General features: G+C 54.8%; 13 protein-coding genes. 2 read left to right on the top strand and 11 right to left on the bottom strand.

What is annotated here, in order from left to right; all coding sequences use genetic code 11:
* Positions 1-23 precede the first annotated feature (23 nt).
* The gene (locus D619_RS0104160) at positions 24-1,364 is read left to right on the top strand and encodes a hypothetical protein (RefSeq protein WP_017667310.1); all 1,341 of its coding nucleotides are present in this window, start codon (positions 24-26) and stop codon (positions 1,362-1,364) included.
* Positions 1,365-1,581: 217 nt separating this feature from the next.
* On the opposite strand, the gene D619_RS17785 is transcribed toward D619_RS0104160, so the two are convergent.
* From D619_RS17785 to D619_RS18195, 11 genes are all read right to left on the bottom strand, one after another.
* Positions 1,582-2,553 (bottom strand): hypothetical protein, encoded by a 972-nt coding sequence (locus D619_RS17785; RefSeq protein WP_152417294.1) that lies wholly within the window; start codon positions 2,551-2,553, stop codon positions 1,582-1,584.
* A gap of 10 nt (positions 2,554-2,563) precedes the next feature.
* Positions 2,564-5,866, bottom strand: a complete 3,303-nt coding sequence (locus D619_RS0104150) for a DUF499 domain-containing protein (protein ID WP_017667308.1) — start codon at positions 5,864-5,866, stop codon at positions 2,564-2,566.
* Positions 5,867-5,879: 13 nt separating this feature from the next.
* Positions 5,880-8,678 carry a DUF1156 domain-containing protein gene (locus D619_RS15520; protein WP_033372891.1) on the bottom strand — a complete coding sequence of 933 codons (2,799 nt, stop codon included), beginning with the start codon at positions 8,676-8,678 and terminating at the stop codon, positions 5,880-5,882.
* Positions 8,675-12,190, bottom strand: coding sequence for a helicase-related protein (locus D619_RS0104140; RefSeq protein ID WP_017667306.1), 3,516 nt, complete (start codon positions 12,188-12,190; stop codon positions 8,675-8,677). Before D619_RS0104140 ends, D619_RS15520 begins: the two co-directional genes overlap by 4 nt.
* Before the next feature lie 121 nt (positions 12,191-12,311).
* Positions 12,312-12,878, bottom strand: a complete 567-nt coding sequence (locus D619_RS0104135; RefSeq protein ID WP_017667305.1) for a tyrosine-type recombinase/integrase — start codon at positions 12,876-12,878, stop codon at positions 12,312-12,314.
* Between the two features lie 141 nt (positions 12,879-13,019).
* Positions 13,020-14,336, bottom strand: a complete 1,317-nt coding sequence (gene mauJ / locus D619_RS0104130) for a methylamine utilization protein MauJ (RefSeq protein ID WP_152417293.1) — start codon at positions 14,334-14,336, stop codon at positions 13,020-13,022.
* A gap of 81 nt (positions 14,337-14,417) precedes the next feature.
* Positions 14,418-14,717, bottom strand: a complete 300-nt coding sequence (locus tag D619_RS17780; RefSeq protein WP_152417292.1) for a hypothetical protein — start codon at positions 14,715-14,717, stop codon at positions 14,418-14,420.
* Positions 14,718-15,177: 460 nt separating this feature from the next.
* Entirely contained in the window at positions 15,178-15,867 is a 690-nt protein-coding gene (locus D619_RS0104120) for a hypothetical protein (RefSeq protein WP_017667302.1), read from the bottom strand.
* 279 nt (positions 15,868-16,146) lie between these two features.
* Positions 16,147-16,464 (bottom strand): DUF3768 domain-containing protein, encoded by a 318-nt coding sequence (locus D619_RS0104115; protein WP_017667301.1) that lies wholly within the window; start codon positions 16,462-16,464, stop codon positions 16,147-16,149.
* Positions 16,464-16,610, bottom strand: a complete 147-nt coding sequence (locus tag D619_RS18010) for a hypothetical protein (protein ID WP_017667300.1) — start codon at positions 16,608-16,610, stop codon at positions 16,464-16,466. The genes D619_RS0104115 and D619_RS18010 overlap by 1 nt, the downstream gene beginning before the upstream one ends.
* 196 nt (positions 16,611-16,806) lie before the next feature.
* Positions 16,807-17,199, bottom strand: coding sequence for a hypothetical protein (locus D619_RS18195; protein ID WP_017667298.1), 393 nt, complete (start codon positions 17,197-17,199; stop codon positions 16,807-16,809).
* A gap of 741 nt (positions 17,200-17,940) precedes the next feature.
* On the opposite strand from D619_RS18195, the gene D619_RS0104095 reads away from it, so the two are divergent.
* The gene (locus tag D619_RS0104095) at positions 17,941-18,762 is read left to right on the top strand and encodes a hypothetical protein (RefSeq protein ID WP_152417290.1); all 822 of its coding nucleotides are present in this window, start codon (positions 17,941-17,943) and stop codon (positions 18,760-18,762) included.
* Positions 18,763-18,861: the final 99 nt, after the last annotated feature.

Here is an 18,861-nt window from a genome sequence, read left to right as displayed (position 1 = left end):
TACCCAAATTCTGGAGACCTAAAATGGACCGTGAAATCCATAACGATGCCGCATGGCCGTTCCCCCGGTACGCAAACCACATTGAAAACGACATCACGCCCAAAGATCAGGCCATCTACGTGCCATCTGTGAGCCCTTCCCACGCACAGATGATCTATGATGGGATCATCAATGCAACGTACTGGGGCCGTGCTCTTCCCAAAGGAGTGACGGCAGCCGATCTCAACTTCCTCGATCCTGCCAACAAGCTGTTCCGAATTTCGCACGTCATGACCTCGGCGGGTCAGGCGATGAAGCAGAAGAAGCCGTGCATCATCTCGCAGCGTGATCGCGAAAACACCTTGGTGATCGCGGATAGCGGCGGCTACCAGATTGCCAGCGATAAGTTCCCGATTGAGGATGACAGTGACCGCAAGAAGGTTCTGGACTGGATCGAGGCCAATGCCGACATCTCGATGACGCTGGACGTTCCGACAGGCCCTGTCGTGAAGAACCCTACGAAGTACCGTTTCAAGTCGACCGACGAATGCCTGTCTGCCACGATGCAGCACCTTCGCTATTTCCATCGCAATCGCACGCCGGGAAAGGTTCGCTTCCTGAATGTGCTGCAAGGGAACACGCCTGCTGAAGCCGATATCTGGTACAAAACTGTGAAGCAGTACAAGTTCGAGGGATGGGCGTTTGCGGGCCGCCTGCGGCACAATTTCTACGAGCTTTGTCGCCGCCTGCTCATCATGTGGCATGATGGTGAACTGGAACACACGACCCACATTCATGTGCTGGGGACGAATGAGCTCGACACCGCTGTGCTGCTGACGGCGTTGCAGCGCACTCTCAAGAAGCGCACGGGTTACGACATTCGTATCTCGTACGATACGAGCACGCCGTGGCGGAACCTGCGCTTCAATCAGATGATGACGCTGCCCACGTTCGAGCCGGGAAAGATGGTCATGGGCGCTGTCGATGTTCCCGAGCACAAGCGGTTTCTTGGTAGTCCGCTGCCGTGGCCGTGGCCGAGCCCGATTGGCAACAAGATGGTCATGGGCGACTATTGCGTCACCGGCTCGCTGACGAGCAGCTTCTTCCGTGACCGGCTCAGCGAAGTCCTGCTGGCACACCACAACCTCGGTGCATTGTGCTGGGCGATTGCAACGGCAAACCGCTTTTTCGACATCGCGACCATCGACAACAAGTTTCAGTATGGTCGCCCCGAGGGTTCTGCGGTCGAGGTGATCGACGAGATTTTCAAGTCGGGTCAGATGGCCACGCTGGAACGGTACAAGGACACGACCTTCAACCGGCTGCGCCATTCTCAAGACTTCGATGATGGCGACAGCGGGCGCTATTGGGACGAGTTGTTCTAACCCCTTCGCGAACCTCGCCATGGCAAGCTGCCCGACAGCGGTGACGAGGACCGTGCCTACTGAACCATAACATAACAACCTAGCTGCACGGTCTTTGCCTCCGTGCGGCCACTTTGATGGCATGGTGCTTTGTTACCTTTGGCACCATGCCATTTTTCTTGGGTGGCTCAAAGAGCCCACATATGACTAAGCATTGCCTGTGGCGTACATCAGGATTTCAGTGAGAAACCTTAGCTCTGGCACCCTCTGATAAGAGTTCAAACAGCTGATCTATTCCCGCGTCACCACCCCCGATTAAGAATGCATCAGCTGTCACGAACGGCGCTTCCTCGTGACAGCGTTTGATCATCGATACGAAGTTTCTATCGGCTGAAACGACCAGATCGACATCCATGAGGTGCACGCCAATTGTCGCGTCCAGAGGATTGCCATCGGTTACCTTCCGATCTGCTTGCATGGCATAAATTGCGGCGCGAAGCCACTCACGGGGAAGTGCGATTGCAGTGGCTTCGTGATGCCAGAAGTTGAAGAAATCACTTGGATTCCCATGAAGCATACGGTCGATATCGATGTGGCATCCCATCCACTGGCGGGTCGTTACATCGCTCAAAAACATGTTCTTCCAAATAGTGTAAGCGTATACCCGCCAGCCTTCGAACCGCACGGTCGCTCCATTGACATCCCATGAACCCTCAAGGTTCGAGAGCCAATTGCCAACCATAGGCTTTTTGGCCTGCAGGACGGCATCGCGCATTTGTCGAGATTGATCTCGCACCTGGTTGATAACCAGATCATCTCTTGGCCTTAATCGCGAGGCACTTATATCGACGTTCTCACGGACGTAAGACCACCAACCTCCTGTAGCACGCGACCAATTGTACGACAGCTTCCGAAACCCAGAATTGTCAGGCTTAGACAACATCCAATCAGGATGGACCTTCTGTATCTCGCGCTTCATGTCTTCTAACTCGAGATATGAATCTGGCATCAATCGATGCCAGCAACGCCGTGTTTGAAGCTCAATTACCCTTCTTCTTAGACCTGCATCTCCGATCCTGAGCGTCTCGTTTACGATCGCAGGACATATGGTAATCTTATAACCGCCTCGCTTGGCTTCTGAATTCAGCAGGCTCTGCCGCCCAGAATCAGCGAGATAACGCCAAACGTTGGTGTCGAGCAAAACCTTCATCTATCGAACATCACCGAATGCTTTTGTCGATGAACCCGAGCGTTGTCGCATTTTCCAGCAAAGTGCGCACTTTTGCACGGTCAAACCCATTTGGCGCCTCAGCATCGATTTCGAGCCTGAGAGATACATCACAACCTTGGATTGTGGTCAGTTGCTCGACGATGGCTTCGACAATCTGATGAATGTCCCGTGCCGGTCGCTCGGGAGAGATCATCACTGTGCCCGTGAAGCGTTTCGGACTGCTTTCCGGGACAGGCTGCGGAGGCGTTATACCCCCACCAGTGTCTACCGGCCCCTGACCCGGCAACGGTCCGGTTCCGTCACCACCACCAACATTACCGCGATCCTGTATCTCTTTCGCCCGAGCAGCCTCTGCTGCATCGGGTTTGATGATGACAGACTCCCGGTCAATTACGATCTGAGCGTTTGGCGCACTGGAGATGACAAGGCCATCATAGGAGCCTGCGGTTTCATTCCACCGTTCTGCATAGGCAAAAGGCCCCGGCACCATCTGACTAACCGCCGTTTGGACCGCCTTGGTTAGCACCGCGCGGTTCTTGACCCTCGGAAGGTAAATGTAGCGGTTGAGGTACTCCCATAGGTCGGCCAGCCCAAGGTGTGGCTTGCCGTTCCAGATGTACTTTTGAAGCTCCCGGTCGAGCCGCGACGGACCTAACTCGGGCATTAAGCCTTCATCGCTAGCGAGCTTCTTACTAGCCCTCGATAGCAATCCATCTTGCGCAGAAACCTTGGCAGAGTTCCACTCGATGTCCGCTTGGGCGCTCTCCTGCGACGGATAGATCAGATAGCACCACGCCTCTTTGAGACGGGTCTTCAGGGTGTCAGTTGCTTCCGAAAGCTTAGCCTTGGCGCGAGCAGCATCGCTTGGGATGAGATTGTAGCGATCAGACTCCCGCACGATCTCCGACCACGCCAGAGAAGAGCGCATCGCAAGCTTGAGATTGTCCAACTGCCGCTCTTCAGCGGCAAGGAAAACGAGCATATTTCGGTAGACGCGAGGCGTGCTGCCTCTCGTGGTCAGGATATCCTTGGCGGTTGTCTGTGCGGCGGACCCCTCACGACCCGAATGAGGATGGGCCACGCCAAGCACCACAGCGCGAACCCCACCTGCTTCATCCGGCACATCAGCTGAGCTGTTTGGGGCAACCTGTATCGCATCAAAGTCGCCACGATCAGCCAAGCCATTGATATAGGATGCAAGCGCCTTGTCGATCTCAACGAGGACCAAAGCTTCTTCAATCTGACCTGCCTTGTCAGCAGCAATCCGATTGAGACTGGCCGACATGGAATACCAATACCGGCCAAGGTCGCTGTGCATGAACTTAGCCTGGTTAGTCAGGCGGCGCAGGGCGTCACTGAAGATGGCAGGCTTTTCACCCGGCTGCACCACGCCAAGGTTGATGCGCTTGTCGTCTACACCCTTGTTTTCTTGCCCGGCGGTAGGCGCGGTTCCCATGAACACAGCACGGGCCACGCGGCGGGTTGCCGAGCACTTCGCAAGGTTCGGTGCGGCCTGATCGATCCGGTACGGCGTCGAGGCTTGGCCATCTACGTCGCCCGCGATGATCGCCTGCCAGCTAGTGTCGAGATAATGTAGCAGTTCGGGCTCAACGCGGGCGGAGCTAATCGCGACGCTGCCGGGCATGATCATAACTGAGGGGTCGTTGCCGATCCATAGCTCGTGGATCACCTGTGCCATGAGCCGCAGAACACCGCGAGTTTTCTGGAATTTTTCGAGCGAGCCCCAGCTCATGTACAACTGGTCGAACAGCTCGGGATGGATGGGGTAGGCCTTCTCAAGCTTACGCCGATAATCTTCGTCCGAGCACCCTTGCGGGAAATCGTCCGAGCTATCGCGGTACAGCTTGGCGAACTGCTTCAGCGTATTGTCCCGGTGGTGGAACTTGTCACCCGGTACTTCCTTGAACAGACGCCGACGAACGATCTCGTAGCTCTCTTCCTGCGAAGCTGGACGCCACGAAGATTCCACGCGGCTGAACGTCTGTTTGAGGCGAGCCAAGGCCTCTTGACCGCCCTCGCCGCCCACTTCGATCTGAGAGGCGGGAAGCGATGCCACCAGCAGCGTTCCGGGACTGGCCTTCACCGCCTCAGTCAGCGACTGCACGAAGCTGAGGTTTGCATCGAACGAGCCAGACGGGAGGCCTTCAACTCGATAGATCTGGCGCAGGTAAGCAACCCATTCGTCGATCAGGATCAGCGACGGGGAAAACTTGCGGAAGATTGCCTCAAGCTGGTTAGAGCCCGGAGCGATGCCACGTGCATCCTGCTCGGCAATCATGTCGAAGGCTTCGATGCCACCGAGCTGGTACGCCAATTCACCCCAAGTGGTATTGATCGTGCGGCCACCTTCGAGATGGATCACGTCTTGAGGACCACGCGAGGTGCCAACCAGCACTGCCCGATTGATCTTGGACGGAACGGTCAGGCCTTCGTTCCGGAGGAGCTGATCCAAGCCGGACAGGTCATCGACGTTGATGCCACTGGCCATGTGATACAGTGCCAACATCGAGTGGGTCTTGCCGCCGCCAAAGTTGGTTTGCAGTTCGACAACCGGATCACCGCCGCCGCCTGACAAACGCTTGGCAGCACCGACGAGCAGGCTACTCAGGCCTTCGGTCAGGTAGGTGCGCGAGAAGAACTCCTTCGGATCGCGGTACTCAGACGGCGCACTGCCGTGGTGCACCTTGGCAAGGTCAGCGGCAAACTCAGCCTGCTGGAATTCGCCTGTCGCAACGTCCTGATGTGGCTCGACGACCTCTCGCCACGGCAGCAATCCAGCCACCGTATCCACCGCAATGTCATAACGCTGGGTCTTGCGCCGTTCTTCATTGCGCTGAAGCTCGGAAAACTTGGTCCGCAGGATTGTGTCGCGCATTTTGCTGAGTTGATCAGCAGTTTCCCCTGCGCTGATTGCCTCCATGAGGCGACGCATGGAATCGAGTGCACGCTCGGCATCGTCGTAAGTGAACGTCTCGTTGTGCGAGAGCTTGTTCCGCACATCAAGAAGTTCAGACACATAGGACCGCTCAGGATGGCCGAGAACCGCCGAAAACGCTTCCTTCCAGAACACCATCATGGTCTTCAGCAAGCCCTGCTGATCCCAACCGACAGCGCCACTTGAGTTGGGCCGCAGGCCTTGAATGCGCTGGACGACCTCAAGCTGCCAATGACCCTTAATGGAATTCTCTAGGCGCTTCTCAACGAAAGGAATCAGCGCCTCCGGCAGCAGTTCCATGCCTTCAAAGACGTACTGGCGGGTGCTCTTGGCCATGCTTCCCTATCCCTCAAACATCAAAGCGCAGCTGAGTACGACCGCGGGTGTCATGCACCGTTGCAGCGAGACGGCTCAGCTCGGTCCAATCCGCAATCAAAGCGTTGTATGCCGTAGCTTCCTTGGCATCCTTCCGCTTGTTCGCGCAGATGTCGTAAAGGCAGTAGGCAAGGTCTTTCACCGCCTCGGCCTTATCGCCGATCTGCTGCAGAAGGATCGCTGTGGCATCGGACAGACCTTGGTTCTCATGGTACTGCACGAGGTACTGAAGGCATTCCCAGATCGTGATGTGCTTGTCTTCGTTGGGATGCCAGTCAGGGTCCAGCTCCTCACGATTCAGAATACGAACCTTACCCGCAGAGCTTTCTATGATACCTGCGTGCTTCACACTCTCGACGGAGATGCCGCGAGCCGTGGCGATGTTATTGGCTGTGCCATAATCGCCCGCATTCAACCCGTTCTGCTCAAACCACGTGATGGCAAAACGGGTATCGGCGTCAAACTCGCCCTGCACACCGTCAAGGTATTCCATGAGTTCTCGGTTGATGAGCTGCAAGGCCGTTTTCACGGTCATCGGTCTGTCATCAGATTCGAGAACGGCCTTATAGCGTGAGAACACACCCATCCCGGGGCCAATGGCAGATTGGGGCATGTCTGCAGGGGCGATGTTGACTGCTTGAAGTTCGGCAATAGCTGGCGGAAGTTCACGTTTCAAAGCGCGGATAAATTCGGCGCGAGTGACGATTTCCGCTGTGTCTTTCTTTTTCCGGCATACTAGCACAACCGAATTAGCAAGAGCATTCGTCCCCGAGGCGATCATCCTGTTCGCCATTTCAGTGCGCATTGGCCAAGTGCCTACAACTGCATATCCTGCTTCAACGACGGCCTGCAGAAATGTGGCCCAACCAGTAGAGCTAATACCCTCTTTCTCAACCTCACTTTGCTTGAAAGCATAATAAATTGTAGCTGGAAATTTATCTGATGAATGTCGTGCCATATTGGTTATGGCTTTTCTCATGCCATCAAGAAAGAAACCTTCTGCAGAATCTTTGCTTCCGTGGCGGTATGGAGTGGCCACAAGCTCTTCCGATTTTGGAGTTGTGATGCTCCCGAAAATTTCTGGATAAACGGATTTTACAGACGGCTTTAGCCAGCAAAAAAAGAAGTCGGAAAGATCGGCGTAGCCAATGTTGTCATAGTATGGAGGATCAGTAGATATTACTACCTCCGGGGGATAATCGACTGTTTGAGCGTCACTTTGGCGCTCAGTTCCGTTTTGTGCTGGATTGAAATCAGCAACAACCTTCCAGACCCAATCCTTCATTGCAGTCCAGTTGCCAGAGGACGAACAAAATGGATTTGCTTCGGCATAATCCCAAGTCATAGGAATGGCCTGTCGACCGAAGGTGTTACGCATTTTTTCGCCTGAACTATGCCAGCTGCATATCGAGGACCAATAATCAGTACATTTGTCTGCTGCAAAAGCTAAGTAGACGCTCACTGCCTCAGCATACGCTTTCGCACCTTTCCCGCCGTCCCGGAGCGGTGCAACATCTGTGGAGCGACCAGCTGCTAAAGCATCAGCTTCAATCTTCGTGCGAACTTCGTGAACCAGTTCACTAAACGTGTTCAATGCTACTAATTGCCTGTCCGTGAAAAGATCGCCAAAAGTCTTCAAGCCATAATCCACAGTCCAAAAGTTACGAGGGTCGTCAGGAAGGCTTGTTTCGGGTTTCCAATTAGGTTTCTCTGAAAAGGCAATTGCCTCCTGATCTGCAGTAGGTGCCATATAGGCTCGCCCACGGTTGCCCTCGGCTACGATGGCAAGCAACGTTTGCCCCATCCGGCCATCTCGTCCCATGCGCTTTACGTAATCTGGCGTTATAGCAGTGCCAGACATCAAACAGCGAAAATTGGCTCCGCGACCTTCCTTATTCCCCTCCTTCGCCGCCGCAATTTCGGCCTTTGTACCGCCTTGACGAATGCGGAAAACAATTGATTTTGCTTGTCGGTCAACAATCGGGTCAATCCACGCTTCTTTTTTAGCTTTTGAACTGAGCAAAAAGCTGGATGCAATAGGCACCTGCACATCGGAGAATGCTGGGTCAGGGCTAGGCACTGTCCTTGCCCAAATCCAAGCGATCACTGTCGCCTTACCTCCACCATATTCACTAGCGAGGTCAACTGGCGGATACAGATGCCCGATGCGGTCAAAAGCTTTTTCACGCATCCACTCGCCATAGAATTTAATGTCTTCCGCCAGCCCCTCGGTGTTACGATAGAACTGTCTATCCTTCGCACCAGGATGAACCGGCGACATGTCTCTAAACTTGGGCGGAATCTCGATCATCGCCTTCCCGATCATCACGGCGACGGGATTCAGGTCAGAACCATAAGCAGGTAGGCCAAGCCGCTGCGCTTCGAGTGGAATTGAGCAGCCCCCAGAAAACGGGTCATACACGGGTGGCAATTCACCACCACAGCTCTTGCGGATTTCAGCCCGGGCCCGTTCCAAAACCTCCTCGTTGGTGGAATTTTCCCAAACTACGAGGTCCTCAATGATCTTGAACAGCCGCTTACGCTCGGCTTCCTGTTCTTCATGCGTCGGAAACTGCTCAGGATGGGCAGAAGGGTCATCCACCAACTGCGCAAATAGCACCGCCCGACAAGCTGCCAAGGGACGCCGCGCCCACCACAAATGCAGCGTCGAAGGATGGCCGTGGCGAATGGATTTCTCACGTGCTGATGCAGCGTTGATGGCTTCCAGCGGAATCGCGACTTCGATGAGCTTCTTTTTATAGGTCGTGGTCATGCTGGTGCCTTAGCCCGCTCAAGCAGGCGATTGATGTTAAACTGGATAGCGTTCTGATCGAATGGTGGTTCGCGGGTATCGAGAGCGCCCGGGAGATAGCGAGGCTCTCGCGCAAATCCGTTATCGATCTGCACAATGGCGAGGATGAACTTTTCCGGCTCGTGCAGCGATGTGATCACCTCTTGTCGGGTGATCATGACGGTGTCTGCCCCATCAATGCGACCTTTCACCTCGATGAAACGCAAGTGACCTGCCTTGGGATCAAGTGACTGGATATCGTAGCCGACCTTCTGCGCAGACACATCCAGCGGAGAATTGCCCAGCGCACGTTCGGCATCCATGACGGCATTCATCGCAAGGGTTTCGATGATCTTTCGAGCTTGCGGGTCTTCGGCAAACATGTTGCCCTTAGACGGGTCATTGCCCTTCTCTGCTAAACGTTCCGCAAGCAGACCGGCAGGAATAACGACCATCCCACCACGAATCCGTGGCGGCTGAGACGAGATAAAACGCTCTTGCTCTAGCAGTACCATGCGCCGCTTGAGCCTTTCCGCCAACTCTTCCGCTCTCCGCTCAGCATTCTGCCAGCTGAGCCGCACCTTCTTACCGGCACGCTCTTCCTGTTTCAGCTCGAATGCTCGCGCATCCCAGTAGTTGATTTCCTTCTTGAGGCGGGCCTGAACCTCAGTTTGAACCTTGTCGATCTCGGGCAGACGGCGGGCCTTGACCTCCGCAACATGCTTCTGGGCCAGCTCGACAGTGGCGAAATGCACTGCCGTCTTTTCCAGATCGTTGCGCAGCCAAGGTTCATTGAGCAGGTCTTCGACGAGAGCAATTTCCTCTGGTTTGGCCGCTCTCAGATTGAGGTGCGGCGCGATACCCGCGTTAGATGCCGTCCCCTGCTTGTTGATGTCGGCAAATTGCAGCTTCTCGGAAACGATATGGGCATGTCCGGTTGCCGTCGGACGGCCATCTTGAACGCTGTGCTCAAGCAGGAACAGCGCCGAAATTTCCTCTGATGGGTCGGTGTCGTCGACCATCACTGCGCCGCGCTTCATCAGGTGATCGTATTGCTCACGAATGAGGCTTATGACCGCTTCCAGCAATGGATGTCCGGGACAGACGAAGGCTGCTACGGGCTGCTGATTGATCCGCGACTTTTCAAAGCAGATGCGTTCATATTTCTTTTGGATCGGCGCTTCAGTGCCAATCTGCCTGTCGCGTTCTCGGATGCTGACGGGAACGTGGGTAATCTCCCAACGCCCTTCCTCGCGGCGCTTGATCTGACCGCCGAGGTGCTGGAATGCTTCCACGAAGAAGCTTTGGATATGGTGGGGCTGAAGGCGCTGGGCTTCAGCTCGCTCCATTTCGATCCGCAGCTCTTGCACTCGCGACGGCGGCATCGTGTCATTGGTCAGTGCTCTGCGCTCAAGTAACCGAAGCAAGTGGTCCTGATCAACTGCACCATCGACGGCTTGGAACAGACGGGCCTTAACCTCTTCCTGCTCACCATACTGGATCGCTTCAAACAGTAGGTCTTTCAGGGCGATGCCTTCGAACAGCTCGCCCAATACGTCGTAAACTCGACCACCTAGAGCCTCCCGAGCAGCTTCAAGCTTTTCGAGAAGGCGGGCGTAGACCTCACCTTCGCGGGTATCCGCTGCGACAAGGTTCCAGAGATGGCAAACCTCGGTCTGGCCGATACGATGGATACGACCAAACCTCTGTTCTATCTTGTTAGGGTTCCAAGGAAGATCGTAGTTCACCATCAGGTGGCCACGTTGCAAGTTAACGCCTTCGCCAGCCGCGTCGTTGGCGATGAGGACCAGCATGTCCTTGTCTTGCATGAAACGTTCGACGACCTTGCGGCGTTCCTCGCGGGTCACGCCGCCGTGGATCACATCGACAGCCTCAGGCTTTCCTAGCCGAGCGCGAACCTTCTCAAGCAGGTAGTGGAGTGTGTCCTTTGGCTCGGTGAAGATGATGAGCTTGCGGCGATGCCCGTCAGGATCGACCATGAGTTCGTCGTCGAGAATGCGGTTGAGCTGGCTCCACTTCGTATCTTGCCCGGAGTGCAGGACATTGAGGGCCATGCTCTCCAAGCCCTTAAGCGTTTGGACTTCAAGTTCCAGCTGCTCAATGGTCTGGGCAGAGGTCGCGCCCGCCGAGATCGTGTCCTCGAATGCGTCGATCTCGTCTTGACCGTACTCGTCGATGTTACCGACGATGTCGTCGTTCACCTCAACCTTGCCGATAGGCGAAGTCAGCCCCTTCTTAGCCAGCCGCGCTTCTGCAATCTCATTCTCCAGACGCTCGCGACGGCGCTTGAGGGATTGGTAAATCGCAGCAGGCGAGGATGCCAATCGACGCTGCAAGATTTGAAGCGCGAAACCGACATTGTTGCGCTTCTTGCCATCTGATTCTGCAAACCGTTGGACACGGTTCATCTCGGTGCGGACGTACTCCGTCACTGCCGTGTAGAGAGCTGCCTCGTCTGGCGAGAGGTCGTATTTGACCGTGTAGGCTTTGCGTTCAGGGAATAGGGGAGTGCCGTCAAATTTAAGCAGCTCTTCCTTGGTCAGCCTCCGCATCATGTCTTCAGTATCGGCGTAATGCACGCCATCGCGGAACCGCCCTTCGAACCGATCTCCGTCGAGCAGCGCCATGAAGAGTTGGAAGTCCTCTTCCTTCCCATTGTGCGGAGTTGCCGACATGAGCAGCAAGTGGCGGCAAATGCGACCGAGGTTTTGCCCCAGCTGGTAACGCTTCGTGAGCTTAACATCGCCGCCGAAGTAGGACGCCGACATGCGATGCGCTTCGTCGCAGATGATCAAATCCCACTCGTTTGAGCTGATCAGCTTCTGCTGCAACTCCTCGTTGCGAGCCAGAACGTCCAAACGAGTGATGAGCCGATTACGGTCGTTGAAGGCATTTCCAGACCGGGAGGTTTCGATCATGTCCCGGCTGAGGATATCGAACTCTAACCCAAACTTTTGTCCGAGCTCATCTTGCCACTGCTCGACGAGGCTACCCGGCGCTACGATCAAGCATCGCTCAAGGTCGCTGCGAGCAATCAGCTCTTTGATAAGCAGGCCAGCCATGATCGTTTTGCCAGCGCCTGGGTCATCTGCGAGAAGGAAGCGCAAAGGCTGTCGCGGCAGCATCTCGCCATAAACCGCCGTGATCTGGTGCGGAAGCGGATCAACGAGGCTAGTGTGGATGGCAAGGTACGGGTCGAAGTAATGAGCCAACTTGATGCGATTGGCTTCGGTCACAAGTCGCAGCAGAGAGCCATCGGCATCAAGGGACCACGCCTGCCCGCCTTCTTCGACTGTCAGCCGGAATTCGTCATCTCGGTACAAAGTGGTCTCGGCTACCGAGCCGCCCGGCACGCGGTAAACTACGTTCAGAGCCTGATCGCCAATCCAATCAACGGAAACGATCTCAACGGACTGATTCGGGACAATGCCTTTGACGATTGCGCCATTTTTCACTGCTTCCAGCGCAGCCATGCCCCAAAACCCCTGCTCGTTACGCTCCCTGCCAAGTGGGTAGCCGAGCAGCCTAGCAATCAAGCTTCAGTTTGGACAGCCTCCTTGTAGAGCAAGCAAAATTTTTGACTGAAATGGCGTGTCAACCCGCGTTGGCCGCGTTCCTGAGCTGCTCATCCGAGACATGACAGTACAGCGCCGTGGTCTGGATCGAGGAATGCCCCATGAGCTGCTGGATCGTGGCCATCCCAATGCCCAGCTCGTTCTTCCGCGTGGCGAATGTGCGGCGCCCTGCGTGACTGCTCGTGTCTATGCCCGCTGCGCGGTAAATGGATTTGAGCCTCGTCGACAGCGTGACCGTGCACATATGCTTGCCCGTTCGGGAGCTGGCGATCAGGGGCGCCGTATCGGGCAATTCCTTTGAGTGTCCCAAGAAAATGCTCAAAATCCGGCGCAACTCGTCTCCGACAAACACACGCCGTGAACGATGGCCCTTGGTTTGGTGTTTGGCGAGGTGAATGATGTCCACCGCCCTGCCATCCAAGCCCCGCACATCGCCAATGGTAAGTGCGGCAATTTCACCGACACGCATGCCGCCCATGATGCTGAGTGCAAGTGCCAGCTTATCACGCTGGCCGTGACTGCCTGTTTCCGCAATGCGCAGCACACGACGCACCTCGTCCTTGGTGAGCACCTTAGCCTTGGCCATTGAAACCGCCTCTTGATGAACTTTTCTGCTGTGCTCAGCATATTTTCATCAAGGCGACGTTCCTACCGAAAGGGGGTCGATGAAGTTCTTTTCTAAGTCAATGACATAGCGGTGGTCGGTGAACTTTTATGTATTTCTTTGTCAGACTTCGCTGCTCGTTCGCTCAACAGCCAACGCCTCCCAATGTGCTATGTTGGCATTGGCGGCGTCGTGATCGAGAAAGCAGTTCGTTGGGATGAACGCATCGCAGCGCGATAACAGCTCATTGGTATCAGCATCCCAAAGCTGTAATTCGCCATTACCGAGGTAGTCGCGGACGAAGCGGGCTATATGCGCCGCGTTTGTCGCTGCGCTGAATGTTGTGTCATCGCGTACTACAATGTCCGCAAGGTTGAATTGCAGCCTTTCCTCTCGAAAATTCAGATGGAAGGGGAAATCTACCAGCCCATCGCCGCTTTGATAGATCATAGCCAAACCATCCGGCGTCACTTCGCCTCGGACGGGGACCATCCGTTCAAGCGGCGGGAAACCTTCGCTTCGCCTCAGTCGAACACTCAGAATTGGGACGTCCAAGTTGATGTCCGGCGGACAGCTCCCTTGGAGAATTAGAGCAAGCAGCTCAGCACCTATAATGGGTTTCCAACCCCGAAGCTCATAGAGGTGCTCTTTCCATCGGGTCTGACTGGTTTGGACGCCGAGGCGCTGCTCAATCGCAAGCACAGCTAGCGCCTCCATGATCGGAAGTTCGGCACGCAGACGTTTTGAGTCCTGCGGATCGTCTGGATTAATTATGGGATCGTGCCGCGCATGGGCGATTGCTTGACGCCCTGATTCGTACAAATGAGCACCCACGTCACCGTTCACGCTGGCTCGCAGCTGGGAGAGACTTTCGACAGCGCGATGGTCAGTGAGCCTATCAAGGTTTTCGGCAATCCATTGTCCTCGAGCTCGACCCTTGGGAAAAGCTGTTTCCAGAACTTTGTAGAACGACAAGAACGCATATGCCGGGTGGTTTAGCCCGCGCCCTTCACGCATAAGCGCCAGTGCAACCTTGGCACGTGCATCACTAATTTGAGGCAGGTCGCTAAGGTCCAGTTGGTCCCGTATCGTTTGCCCTGTTCCCTTCGATAATCCCATCATCCGGGGTAAGTCTCCCCCCGTCATATGCGTTACGATAGCACCGGTGTTATCCAACCACGCGATCACGCTAAGTGCGCGATGCAGAAGAGCCAATGCTTGGTCACGATTTAGCCCAGCAACCAACCTTACCGCGATACCCGGGTAGTTGTCGGTGGTTATGGGAATGATCCAGAGATCATAGCCTTCAAAGCTAAAGGCCTGGGCCTTCGATGGCCACGCACTTCTCGTCTCAATGTTGATGCAGGCCCATTGCCCCTTAGTCATCAGCTCGGGAGTAGCAGAGAGAATTTCTCCGAAAGACTTGCGTTCGTTGATCACTAGGGTTTCCCAATGAGTATCGGGCTAAAGGCCGGTGACGGCCTGTACGAGCAAATAGTTTACCTTTCGGTCTGGAAAAATCTATGCGCAGATGTCGGCCACGCTGTAGCGTTCATTAAGATGCTCAAGCAGCAAAGCCTCTGCTTCACGCAATGCACATAGCTGCACAAGGTCTAACGTTGCATCACGCTCTTTGCATAAGCGTATCGAGCGTAGGCAATTGATCGCACCCGTTATGGAGAAGTCGCGCTTCATGTGAGCTTGATATGCAGACCAGTTCGGGTTCTTGCCTACATACTCCCGGCTGAACGCCTGTCGTGTCGTTGTGAGCTTGGCATTGCGCAATATGAGATAGATGTGATCGATCAGTGATGTGTTCATATCGATATTTATATGGACAACGCTGGATAACGCTTAGGGAGCGTGGAGAAGCGTGAACTCTATGTGATCGTGCTCTGGATATGCGTGGCTATCAAATGGGGAAAGGTGATCGGCTGCGGTGAAGGTACTGTGGCCTACGGCGGATCAATAAGCGTTTAGTGTGAGCACATCGTTTGTTCTGCGTATGCGTGTTGTGATGTTCAATGTGTGTTCGTTGTGGTTCATAGTGTTTGATATGTAGGGAGTGTGTTGTTGATTATTGTATAACGAGGATAGGCGGTGGAAATGTCCACAACCTACCTTCAATGCCAACGATATAAGCCATAACAATGCGCCATAATGATGCCTTATGAGAGCCGTATGCCTAGCACTTCGACCCCTGACCGTTGCTGTGTTAGAACCTGATAATGTGCCTTAAAGAATGCCTATGCGGTGCCTGAGAAAGCCTTGATGAATGTGCCTAAGTTTTTTGGGAGAGAAATTGCCTGAGTGATGCCATTGAGTTTGCCATGCGCTGTCCACGCTCACGGTCTTTGTTCGCTTGAGCCCGCTGGCGTTCGTTAAATTTGTGACGGATCAGAACCGAATGAACTGGAACATTATCCAACGCAGCCTCGAACAAATCATCGGTTAGGTGATTTGCGATACGCTGGGCCTGAGCGTCATTGCAGAATGAGGTGTAAGCTCTGGGATCATCGTTGTGGTGATCGCAGTTTATAACAAGGCTATCATCTCGAAAGCGCCACATCTCCTTGGTGACATATTCCGCTATGGCCTGCTTGTCGTGAATGGGTGTGATCCAGTTGGATTTCAGTGTAGCAGTGTCAGCATCAAGCGTATTCCACAGCACGTTCAGGATGGCTGAGAATACTACAGGATCGATCATAGACTGTGCAACGAAGTGCACGTGGATGCACTTTTGGCTCTTGCCGAATTCCAGAAAGCAGAGCCGATTGATGCCATAGCCTTTGTCGGCTGCTCGGCCAAAAAACACGCGGTCGGCCTTGTGAAAGAATGCAGCGAACAGCTTCATGGCCTTCTCGGGGCAGATGCGCTCGCCATCCTTGAAGGCCAGCACACCGGTCACGTCATATGGACCTTTGACGATCTTCTTGATTGAGTTTTCGGCGATCTTCTTGCCCCAATTCATATCTGCATATCCCTTTGCAGATATTTATCCTTTGGCGGCAAATCCGGCCTATTTTCTGGCTCGGTTTGGTAAAACCAATCAGGCCGATAAAATGAGGTCAGGGCTCGATTTTAACACGTTACGGTCTGCAAGCCACGCGAGCTACCGAAAGGTATATGCGCTGGCAAAAAACCTGCTGCGCAATTTTCAGCACATGCGGAGAACCGCACCACGCCTGATCTTATCTAACGCCACCGTCTGTGCGCTATGCGGCATCAAGATGGGATTATCGTGAGTGGCTCAATACTCCTCGGCCAGCATAATTGTCAGTACGCGGCAGGTGACAGCTGGATCGCTGGCGTCGGGCGAGTGCATGAGCAGATCGACATCGTAATAGTCGAACTTCCAGAACACCGTCTGGCCTTCATGCTCGATGCTGCCGAAGTCGTGCTCGCCGTAGGGATCGTTGCGCTCGGTGAATTCGTTGAAAGCACGAACCTTGGCATAAAGGCCATCGAGATCGTCCATGGCTGCAATGCCCTTGGTGATCACGACACGGCAGCCAATGAACGAAGTACGAGCAGCGTCGTTGAGCTCGGCAATGTGGGCCACTGTCATCAGCTGGCCCGCGTGTAGTGAAGAACCTGCCCGCGCCCAAATTGGGCCTCACCGATCAGCTTGGCAGCGTAGTCGCTTTCGGCTGTGACGATGATGCGGGTCGTGGTTCCGTTGCTCAGGCGCACGAGCAAGCGATACCGCTTCATTGCCGTGCCTCCCGGTGGCGCTTGCGTTCTGCTTCCACGAATTCGGGCTTCCGCCGTGCCATAAAGATGATGCAGCCAACGCCGTGGAGGCTTTCGCAATACTGCCTTGCCTCCTCTTCTGTGTAAGCATCGACGACCACCGTGTCGGTTCCTGTGGGCTGTACGCGGACCCATGCTCGGTATTGATCCATGGCCATTACCCCTTCTTGCGTTCGGCAACGGCTGCCATTGCAGCATCAAGCTCACCGGCTTTGGCGGCAGCGGCAAAGGCAGTGAGCACGGCAGCAACTTCGTCGAGCTTGTTAACAAAGACGGCATTGTTGGTGGCGTTGAGCAGCAAGGGCCGGGCGCCGTATCGGCACTGCACATAGAAGCCACCATCCTGCGCAATCCACCATGGCCGCACTGCCTTGGAAGCTTTGCCTTCGGCCTTGGCTGGAATGGTGAAGGTTTCACCCTTGATGGCTGCTGCAAGCACCAGCTTCTGCTGCTCAATGGCAGCCATGATTTTGTCGCGGCGTCGTTGAATGGGATCGACTGGCGGCGCTTTGGCCAGCGTCTTGAACGTGAACTTGGAAAGCGATGACATTTCCGTGCCTTTAATCGTTGTTGATGAAGGCAGCGTAGTGTCGGCCTAATTGCCCTTCCTACCGAAAATGGCGGAAAATCAGGCCTTTCACGGCCATTTTCTTGAGTGTCCCAAGATGAATTGGCCTGCCAATGGGATGCAGGATCGGTGCGAAAATGCTGGTTTTACGGCCAAAGTTTCGGGATCAGGTGATGCATGTCGATTCGTGAGACAGGCATAGCTGCAATGGTCAGCCTGTGCGGCGCTGCTGAGCTTTGCGCTGAGCCTCACGTTCCCTAGCCATGCGCTGCATATCCCTCTCTTGTTTCAAAGCGGCTCGACCATTTTCGACGTTCCGCTTGAGCGCAGCGATGCGGGCCTGTGCTGGGTTCATAGGCTTGGTGGTTTTGATAGTGGCGAATTCAAAAAATCTCATATCAACAGATATTTATGATTTTCTGTCGTCGTCACTAGCAACGCCCGGATACGGCATAATTTACCGTTGCCCTGCCGCTCTGAATTCCGCATTGTGTGCGGGCAGTCCGGTCAGTCCCGGCTGTGAGGCGTAGGAACCTCAGTAAGTAGCAGCCGGTCAGAGATATTCTGGCCGGGTGGCTGTCGCATATGTCCAAGGTTCTGCCCAAAAGCGGCAGCGCCTTGTGGCTACGCAGGGTTCCTAACACCCGGCTTGGGCCGGTGCCTCTCAACCTAAGGGGAGGCTAGTCGGATCGCATCAACCTCCTCGCAATTGCAGGGGGTATGATGTCAGACGAGAACAAATCAGCCATCACACAACGTTGGTGGTTCAAGCTTATTCGATTTTCGACTGTAGGCATTTTTCAGGGTGTGGCCCGGCTTGTGCGCGGCTTTGGCGGCCTCAGCAAGAAAGCCAAGCTCGGCGTTGCAGGCGGCTTCGTTGCGCTCGTAATTGTCGCTGGAATTTCGGGACAGCAACAAAACAAGAAGGCGCAGGAGCTAGGCTTTGCGTCAGTCGAAGAAATGCGAAGGGCCGAAAAAGCTGGCTTTGCAGACAAGGCGTCTTGGACAAAACATCTTGCCGACGAGGAAGCGAAGCGGGCCACAGCAGCAGCGACTGGTGCCTCGCAATCGGAGCCCGTGCAGCCCACGATCACCTTGGCGGATCTCGTATTCAACGGACGGAGGCTGCCCAAGCCGACAAACAACTTCGAGCTGTTTTCTCCGCCTCGAGCCTTTGATCGCGGCACAGAGACGAAGGCAATTTATGATGCCTTGACCGACGAAGGCGAACTCAAGGGCAGCACCATCTTCCTGAGCCCGTTCGACGATATGGGCTGGGGCGATCCCTTCATCAAAGGTTACGGCTTCCGCTTCAATGAAGACGGCTCTCTTGCGTCTCTCACTGGGCCTGTAGCCAGCACACAATCACCCAGGATTTTCCGCGAAAAGTTGGCACAATTCTGCGGTGGCACGGTTGATCAGGTCAAAGCCGAGGTGATTGGCACATACATGAGTGGGGAAATCGAAACTCGGTTCGCGAAGTGCTCTTACGTGTCGGAGGACGAGCTGCGAAAGGGCGAGGTAGTCATTCTCTACAAGCGATAAGTTCAGGGAATCAGCGCCGTCGTGAGCCCGCGCTCCGGCGGCGTTTCTGTGGATACAACAGCCCTGTCGATGTCATGATACTCGGCCCGCTGCTCGCAC

Origin of the sequence: Sandarakinorhabdus sp. AAP62 (genome assembly GCF_000331225.1) — a bacterium.
In the GTDB taxonomy this organism is placed as follows: domain Bacteria; phylum Pseudomonadota; class Alphaproteobacteria; order Sphingomonadales; family Sphingomonadaceae; genus Sandarakinorhabdus.
Note: the sequence above shows the minus strand (reverse complement) of the source record. Positions and strands in the feature narration are given on the sequence as shown.

Bases quoted from the DNA above. Each gene is read 5' to 3' on its own strand.
- D619_RS0104160 (WP_017667310.1), top strand. From the start codon at position 24: ATGGACCGTGAAATCCATAACGATGCCGCATGGCCGTTCCCCCGGTAC.
- D619_RS17785 (WP_152417294.1), bottom strand. From the start codon at position 2,553: ATGAAGGTTTTGCTCGACACCAACGTTTGGCGTTATCTCGCTGATTCT.
- D619_RS0104150 (WP_017667308.1), bottom strand. From the start codon at position 5,866: ATGGCCAAGAGCACCCGCCAGTACGTCTTTGAAGGCATGGAACTGCTG.
- D619_RS15520 (WP_033372891.1), bottom strand. From the start codon at position 8,678: ATGACCACGACCTATAAAAAGAAGCTCATCGAAGTCGCGATTCCGCTG.
- D619_RS0104140 (WP_017667306.1), bottom strand. From the start codon at position 12,190: ATGGCTGCGCTGGAAGCAGTGAAAAATGGCGCAATCGTCAAAGGCATT.
- D619_RS0104135 (WP_017667305.1), bottom strand. From the start codon at position 12,878: ATGGCCAAGGCTAAGGTGCTCACCAAGGACGAGGTGCGTCGTGTGCTG.
- D619_RS17780 (WP_152417292.1), bottom strand. From the start codon at position 14,717: ATGAACACATCACTGATCGATCACATCTATCTCATATTGCGCAATGCC.
- D619_RS0104120 (WP_017667302.1), bottom strand. From the start codon at position 15,867: ATGAATTGGGGCAAGAAGATCGCCGAAAACTCAATCAAGAAGATCGTC.
- D619_RS0104115 (WP_017667301.1), bottom strand. From the start codon at position 16,464: ATGACAGTGGCCCACATTGCCGAGCTCAACGACGCTGCTCGTACTTCG.
- D619_RS18010 (WP_017667300.1), bottom strand. From the start codon at position 16,610: ATGAAGCGGTATCGCTTGCTCGTGCGCCTGAGCAACGGAACCACGACC.
- D619_RS18195 (WP_017667298.1), bottom strand. From the start codon at position 17,199: ATGTCATCGCTTTCCAAGTTCACGTTCAAGACGCTGGCCAAAGCGCCG.
- D619_RS0104095 (WP_152417290.1), top strand. From the start codon at position 17,941: ATGTCAGACGAGAACAAATCAGCCATCACACAACGTTGGTGGTTCAAG.